At 46.7% G+C, this 304-nt stretch carries 1 rRNA gene; it reads left to right on the forward strand.

Going from position 1 to position 304, the window contains the following annotated elements:
- Window positions 1-66, forward strand: a 16S ribosomal RNA gene (locus tag CKO35_RS17650); the annotation flags it as partial.
- Window positions 67-304: the final 238 nt, after the last annotated feature.

The raw sequence follows: 304 nt of genomic DNA on the forward strand, positions 1-304 counted from the left end.
TCAATGACTGGGGTGAAGTCGTAACAAGGTAGCCGTAGGGGAACCTGCGGCTGGATCACCTCCTTTAAGAGCGAGCGTGACAAGCCTTGGCGCGAGCATCCTCACAAGCTACTTGATTTGCTTGATCCGGAGAAAGCTTATTGCTTTCTCTGTTTTTTCATCGGCACTGTACCGGTGAAGTTATTTAACAATTCGGGAAAACATCTAGGCGAGAGTAAATGTAGTTTAGTTCTCTCAAATGTCATGTCGCATGAGCAACTGCGCCATTAGTCTCAGACTTTTTGGGGTTATATGGTCAAGCGGT

Source organism: Ectothiorhodospira shaposhnikovii (genome assembly GCF_016584105.1).
GTDB lineage: Bacteria > Pseudomonadota > Gammaproteobacteria > Ectothiorhodospirales > Ectothiorhodospiraceae > Ectothiorhodospira > Ectothiorhodospira shaposhnikovii.